This is a genomic window from Finegoldia sp. (assembly GCF_046991905.1).
Taxonomy (GTDB): Bacteria; Bacillota; Clostridia; order Tissierellales; family Peptoniphilaceae; genus Finegoldia.
On record NZ_JBKWZF010000076.1, the window covers coordinates 1 to 6,235 of the forward strand.

Consider the following 6,235-nt stretch of genomic DNA (forward strand, 5'->3'; position numbering starts at 1 on the left):
AAGAAAAAGGATAATAGCATAGAAAGGTAAAAGATTATAGGGGGCAGGTTTTAGGATTGCCTTTATTTTTTTGATAAGTTTGCAATATCGGTTATACATTAATATTCTTAATATAATAATGTATAAACATAACAACAAGTTTAAATCAAAAAACTATTAGTAGATAATTAAAATTAATCAGCAATGATCATTAATTTTCATATCTGTAATTTTATTTTTGCAATTGATATTAATATATACAATTGATATTAATATATATGATAAAATTTCAAAGTTTTGCGAAATTACGTAAACTTAACAGAATTAGAAAATTGTCCTTGAAATAAACTTTTAGAAGAATCAATTATTCAATATCGTAAATATAGAAAAATAAGACAAAAGTAAGCTGACAAAAATAAGATTAAATAATATTATAAAGACAGTACAACAAAAGTTGTATTTGCGTTGTTTACTAAGATTTAGAAAGGAGAACTTTTATGAAATCAGTTAATGAAGTGAAACTTTGGACGGAAGTTGAAATTGAAGAGCTTGAAGAAAGAGAAGAATATATTTCTTGTTTGTGTTGTTGGAGAATTTAGTATAATTTAACGTTTTTAGCTTTAAAGTTATGAAACTTAATTAGTGAACAACGCAAAAAAATATGGCGGTGTTGTTATTATTAATGGCATCGCCATAATACTACACATTAGGAGGACTAAACATGGCTATATTAACAAAATATATTTCGTTTTATAATATTAACGAAGAAAATGAATTGATGGTGAATGCACTTTCTGGTGCTATTGATATTATAGATTTGGAAACGAAATCTATAATTCATAAGTTTAGTGAACAAGATAACATTAAAGCTTTGAATGCTAGAGAAAAAAATATATATGATTCTTTGAAGAAAAGAGGATATATATTTGAAGATAGAAATCATGAGTTAAATGAGATGAAACGACAAATGAAAATTCATGAATATTTATGTGATATATCTGTGATTCATGTTATTTGTCCTACTATGTTTTGTAATATGAATTGTGTATATTGTTTTGAACCTTCTAAGGTTAGAAATCAACAAAAAGTTATTAGTGATAATCAATGTCAGTCTATTTGTGATTTTATATATAAAGTAAAAGAGAATAAACCAAATATAAAGCATCGAATTCAATTATTCGGGGGAGAACCTATTCTTCCTATTACCAAAGATATAAATATTAAAATTTTGTCGTTTGCTGAAAAAAATAATATTCCAGTTAGTATAATAACAAATGGAAGTCATGTGGAAAACTACATAAATATTTTTAAAAAATTTGAAAATACGATAGATTCCGTACAGATAACTATTGACGGAATTAAATTAATTCATGATTCTAGAAGAGTTTATAAAAATGGGAAAGGAACATTTGACGATATAGTTAATGGATTGGATTTATTAGTAAATACTAAAATAAGGCAAATAAATTTAAGAGTTAATATAAATCAGTATAATATTAACTACTTAAAAGAGCTTGAAGATTTTTTAAAATCAAAAAAATGGATAGATAGCCCTAATTTTAGATTCGATTTAGCACCTGTGACAGATCATACTGCAGATAATGCTGTGGACACAATATCGGAAGATGAGATTATAAAAAAATTAAATGAAAAGTTTCCAAATTATATGGAAAATAGATTATCAATGTTTAGAGTAATATCTCATATAATGAGAGGAACTTCTGAGAATGCAAAAAAAGATTTTGCAAAATACACGTATTGTGAAGCTAATAGAGGACAATATTATGTGTATGATCCAGAGGGTAACATATATGCGTGTCCTGAAGCAATAGGAAATCCCCAATATGCTATAGGATTTTATAACGATGAAAGAGTTAGTCTTAATAAAGAGGCATATTCAATATGGAGTAATAGATGTATATTGAACATTGATAGATGTTTGGATTGTGAAATTGCTCCGTTCTGTGGCGGTGGGTGTGCCTACGCAGCTATAAAAAATAATGGTGATATTAATGACCCTTATTGTAATAATGCTAAAGAAGTTTTAAGAGAATATATAAATTCGATTAAGTATAAATTTTTAGAGATGTAAATATGGTAGAAAATTTAAAGACTAATCATTACGTTAAAGAATATCTAGATGATGGAAGACTACTACTTAGTTTTGATAACGGGAAAAGGGTAAGAGTTACGCCAATTGTAGAAGAAATAATTAAAAAATTTGATGGTACAAAAAGCATAAATAAAGTAAAAAATGAATTAAATAATGAAGGATTTGAGATATCAGAATCAGAATTAGAAGATTTAATAAATAATAGATTAATAATGACTGGGGTATTTAGCGAATATAATGAAAGTAGTCAATATAAATTTTGGTTTCATTTACCAATAATAGATGGTGATAAACTAAAAATGATATTACCTGGATTTATATTTAAACCAACACTTATAATAATTTTGAGTATAATTTATTGTGTAATATCTCTAAAATATATAAAGGAATTTAATTGGATATATTTTATTAACGGAATAAACAGTATTAATTATTTTCTATTTTTTATATCATTTGGTTTAATCTTCGTAGTTCATGAACTAGGACATATATATTCATCTAAGTCACTTGATTGTAAAGTTGGTAATATTGGTATAGGAGTATATATGTTTAGACCTGTTATGTATGTTAACCTAAGTGATTCATGGAAATTAAGTAATAAAAAAAGGTTAATCATAGATTTTGCTGGGATTTATTTACAAATGCTTGTTGGATTATTTATGTATTTTTTTTCGGCGGTAATGATCCGAAATAACACTATGGATGCTCTAATTATATTTAACTTAATTCTTATAATATTTAATTTAAATCCATTTCTAAGATTAGATGGATATTGGATTTTGTCAGATTTTATTGATGAACCGAATATTCATGGTAGATCCATGAAATTATTAAATTATATTTATAATGAAAAAATATATAATAAAAGGAAAGCATATACAATGGAAAGTAGCAAGTGTGTGAAAGTTTATTCTTTGATGTATGCATTAGTGAATTTGACAATAATAATTTTTGGGATTATTAGAGTATTAGAAGTGGTTTTTGGAAAGAGAAATTTACTAGAATCAATTCGTTTACTTTTTTATGGAGAATTGTTTCTATTTCAAAGAATCAAAATTGGAGCAAATTTAATTATAGATATAATATCTTTAGTTTACATATCTTTATTGTTTGTTAAAATCATAAAAAAATATAAAAAATAGTTAGAACATGGGGGGGCTATATGAATGTAAATAAAAATAAGCAAGTTATTATATATTACTTTACTGCTTTAATATCAGGGTTTTGTATAATGGGAATTGAAACAAGTGCGACAAGAATATTATCTCCTTATTTTGGCTCAACAACTCTAATTTGGTTAATTGAAATTAGCTTAATAATGATTTGTATAGGAATTGGGAATTATTTTGGGGGTAAACGTGCAGATAAATTAGTAAAAACAAGAACTTGTGAGGAAAGGATTGTTAAAAATTTATTAATATCTTTTTTGTTCATATGTACGGTACCACTAACGTCTAAAATAGTTATAATGGGGTCAATAATATTGGCTTCTGAAGTGCAATTAGGGAATATAATTATGATATCTTCTATTATTTGCAGCATAGTATTATTTAGTGTTCCATTAATTTTTATGGGGACAATCTCTCCACTGCTAGCAAAAATAAGTATAACTTCTTTAGATGAAACTGGAAATGTAATGGGAAATTTATATTTATTCAACATATTTGGATCTGTGTTAGGAACAATGATACCAACTATATTAGTAATCCCCAAAATAGGCGTAAAAAGATCTTTTCTATTATTTGGAGCGGTACTAGCCATTATTTTGATATTATATAGCAAAAAAATAAAAAAGAACTTTTTATTAAATTCAATTATTTGTGTTTTATGGCTTTGTATGTCGTTATATTTATCAACAACAAGTCTAGCCTTTGATAAGCCTGTGCACGAAGAAGAGTCAGAATATAATTATATTAATGTATCACAAAATGATGATGGAAAATTAGCTTTAAAAACAAATGTATTTTTTGGCGCACAGTCAATAAAAGTTGATAAGAATAAAAAGAAATCAGGATATTATTATGACGAATTTGTTAAGATTAATAATTTACTTGATGATAAAGTCAAGCATAAAATCTTAATTATTGGTTATGGAACGGGAACTATGTCTACTTTGTTGCATAAAAATTTTGATAATTTTGAAGTTACAGGGATAGAAATAGATAGAAATATTGTCAACTTAAGAGAGCTTTATTTTAATAAAAGTGATGATAAAATTATAATTTCTGACGGAAGGAATTATTTAAATAGTACAGATGAAATGTATGATTTAATAATACTTGATGTTTATCAGAATATATCTATGCCAATAAACCTAACTACTAGAGAATTTTTTGAGGATTGTAAAGCGCATCTTAATAGAAATGGAATTATTGCATTGAATATAGGTTTAGGAAATAGCCTGAATTCTAATCTTGTGCTTGCCTTAAGTGGTACTTTGAAATGTGTTTGCCCTAATGTTTATAAATATAAAACCAAAAGTGACAATAATGTTATTGTATATGGTTCAGAAAAGAATTTAGAATTATCGTTAAAAGAGCAAAACAATAACCATCTTAAAGATGAGACTAAAAAGTTGTTTAAAGATTCTCAAAAAGTTGAAGATGTAAATAATATTTTATCTGATGATATTAATAATATTGAGAAACTTCAAGATGAAGAATTTAATAAAATAGTGAAAAATCAAATGAAGATTAGAAAGGATTGAGCGTAAATGGATGTAATTCAATTAGAAAATATTTCTAAAAAGTATAAAGAGACTATCGCTCTAGAGAATATAGATTTAAAAATAGAAAGTAATAGAATTTATGGTTTGATAGGAGTAAATGGAGCTGGGAAATCTACTTTAGTTAAAATAATTACTGGAAATATTTTTCCTACAAAAGGTTCTATAAAATTATTTAATAAATCTTTTTCAAAAGAACTGATAAAGAGTAGAGAACATATCAGTGCAACGATTGAAACTCCAAGTTTTTACTCCGGATTGACTGCAGAAGAAAATATAAGATTAGCTTGTATTGAACTTGGGATTGAATTTGGAATGGAGCAAAAGGAAATATTCCAACAACTAGAAATAATGGATAGCTTAAAAAAGAAAGCTAAAAATTTATCGCTAGGAACGAAGCAAAAACTTGGATTAGGAATAGCTTTTTTGAAAAATCCTGATTTATTGATTTTAGATGAGCCAACAAACGGAATCGATCCAATATCCGTATCAAAGCTAAGAAGAATTTTTAGAGATTTCATAGAAAAAGAAAATAAGACAATATTAATATCTAGCCACATATTAACAGAATTGTATGAGATAGCCACAGATTTCATATTTATTGATAAGGGGAAAATAATACAGGTGGTTTCAAAAACAGAATTAACGAAAGATTTAGGCACATCTGTTATAGGATATAGAGAAAATATCGAGGAAGTTTATAATATATTGAAAATAGCATGCCCTGAAAGAGAATATAGATTAAAAAATAATACTTTAGAGGTTCGAGGCATATATTCAAAAGATGAAGAGCTAGAAATTATAAAAAAATTAAGACTAAATAACTGTAAAACAGAAATAAAAAGAGATAATTTAGAAACATATATGATAAAATTAGTGGAGGGAGACAATGAAGAACTTAATTAAATTTAATGCAGAAAGATTGAAGAAAGATAAGTTTTTTTATGTGCTAATTTTAAGTGTAACATTGTTATCAATATTAAGTGGATTTCAAGATACCGTACAGGGAAATATAAGCAGTGGGTATGAAGGTTTTATAAAATCTTATTCAGATATATTTATGTCATTTTTCATTGCGGTTTATTGTGGATATTTTATAGGTAGTGATTTTTCTTCAAAGATTATACAAAGACAGATTTCTTCAGGAATTAGTCGAAAAGACATTGTAATATCAAAATTGATTGTATTGATGATTGCTTCTTTTATAATTGTTAACTTGTATCCAATTATAGTAGGAATAATGGGAAGCTTAAAGTATGGATTTTTACCAATCAAAGACTATAATAATATTCTTGAAATTGTAAGAATAATAATTATTTCTAATTTATGCTTTATGTCTTTAACGAGTATTTATTCTTTATTAGGATTTGCAACCCAAAGTATCGGAGAAACAATAGGGATCTCTTTAGCAATTCCAG

General features: G+C 26.0%; 5 protein-coding genes. All 5 read left to right on the forward strand.

Annotated features, from left to right (window positions below; all coding sequences use genetic code 11):
- Positions 1–700: 700 nt before the first annotated feature.
- A complete protein-coding gene (locus ACLUJM_RS12410) occupies positions 701–2,071 on the forward strand; it encodes a radical SAM protein (protein WP_412412937.1) in 1,371 nt (456 codons plus the stop codon).
- A gap of 2 nt (positions 2,072–2,073) precedes the next feature.
- The gene (locus tag ACLUJM_RS12415; RefSeq protein WP_142954982.1) at positions 2,074–3,234 is read left to right on the forward strand and encodes a site-2 protease family protein; all 1,161 of its coding nucleotides are present in this window, start codon (positions 2,074–2,076) and stop codon (positions 3,232–3,234) included.
- Between the two features lie 20 nt (positions 3,235–3,254).
- Positions 3,255–4,799 carry a fused MFS/spermidine synthase gene (locus ACLUJM_RS12420; RefSeq protein ID WP_316523804.1) on the forward strand — a complete coding sequence of 515 codons (1,545 nt, stop codon included), beginning with the start codon at positions 3,255–3,257 and terminating at the stop codon, positions 4,797–4,799.
- Between the two features lie 6 nt (positions 4,800–4,805).
- A complete protein-coding gene (locus ACLUJM_RS12425; RefSeq protein WP_033647426.1) occupies positions 4,806–5,723 on the forward strand; it encodes an ABC transporter ATP-binding protein in 918 nt (305 codons plus the stop codon).
- A partial coding sequence (locus tag ACLUJM_RS12430) for an ABC transporter permease (protein WP_412412938.1) occupies positions 5,707–6,235 on the forward strand: 529 nt, incomplete at its 3' end. The genes ACLUJM_RS12425 and ACLUJM_RS12430, both read left to right, overlap by 17 nt.

Bases quoted from the DNA above. Each gene is read 5' to 3' on its own strand.
- ACLUJM_RS12410 (WP_412412937.1), top strand. From the start codon at position 701: ATGGCTATATTAACAAAATATATTTCGTTTTATAATATTAACGAAGAA.
- ACLUJM_RS12415 (WP_142954982.1), top strand. From the start codon at position 2,074: ATGGTAGAAAATTTAAAGACTAATCATTACGTTAAAGAATATCTAGAT.
- ACLUJM_RS12420 (WP_316523804.1), top strand. From the start codon at position 3,255: ATGAATGTAAATAAAAATAAGCAAGTTATTATATATTACTTTACTGCT.
- ACLUJM_RS12425 (WP_033647426.1), top strand. From the start codon at position 4,806: ATGGATGTAATTCAATTAGAAAATATTTCTAAAAAGTATAAAGAGACT.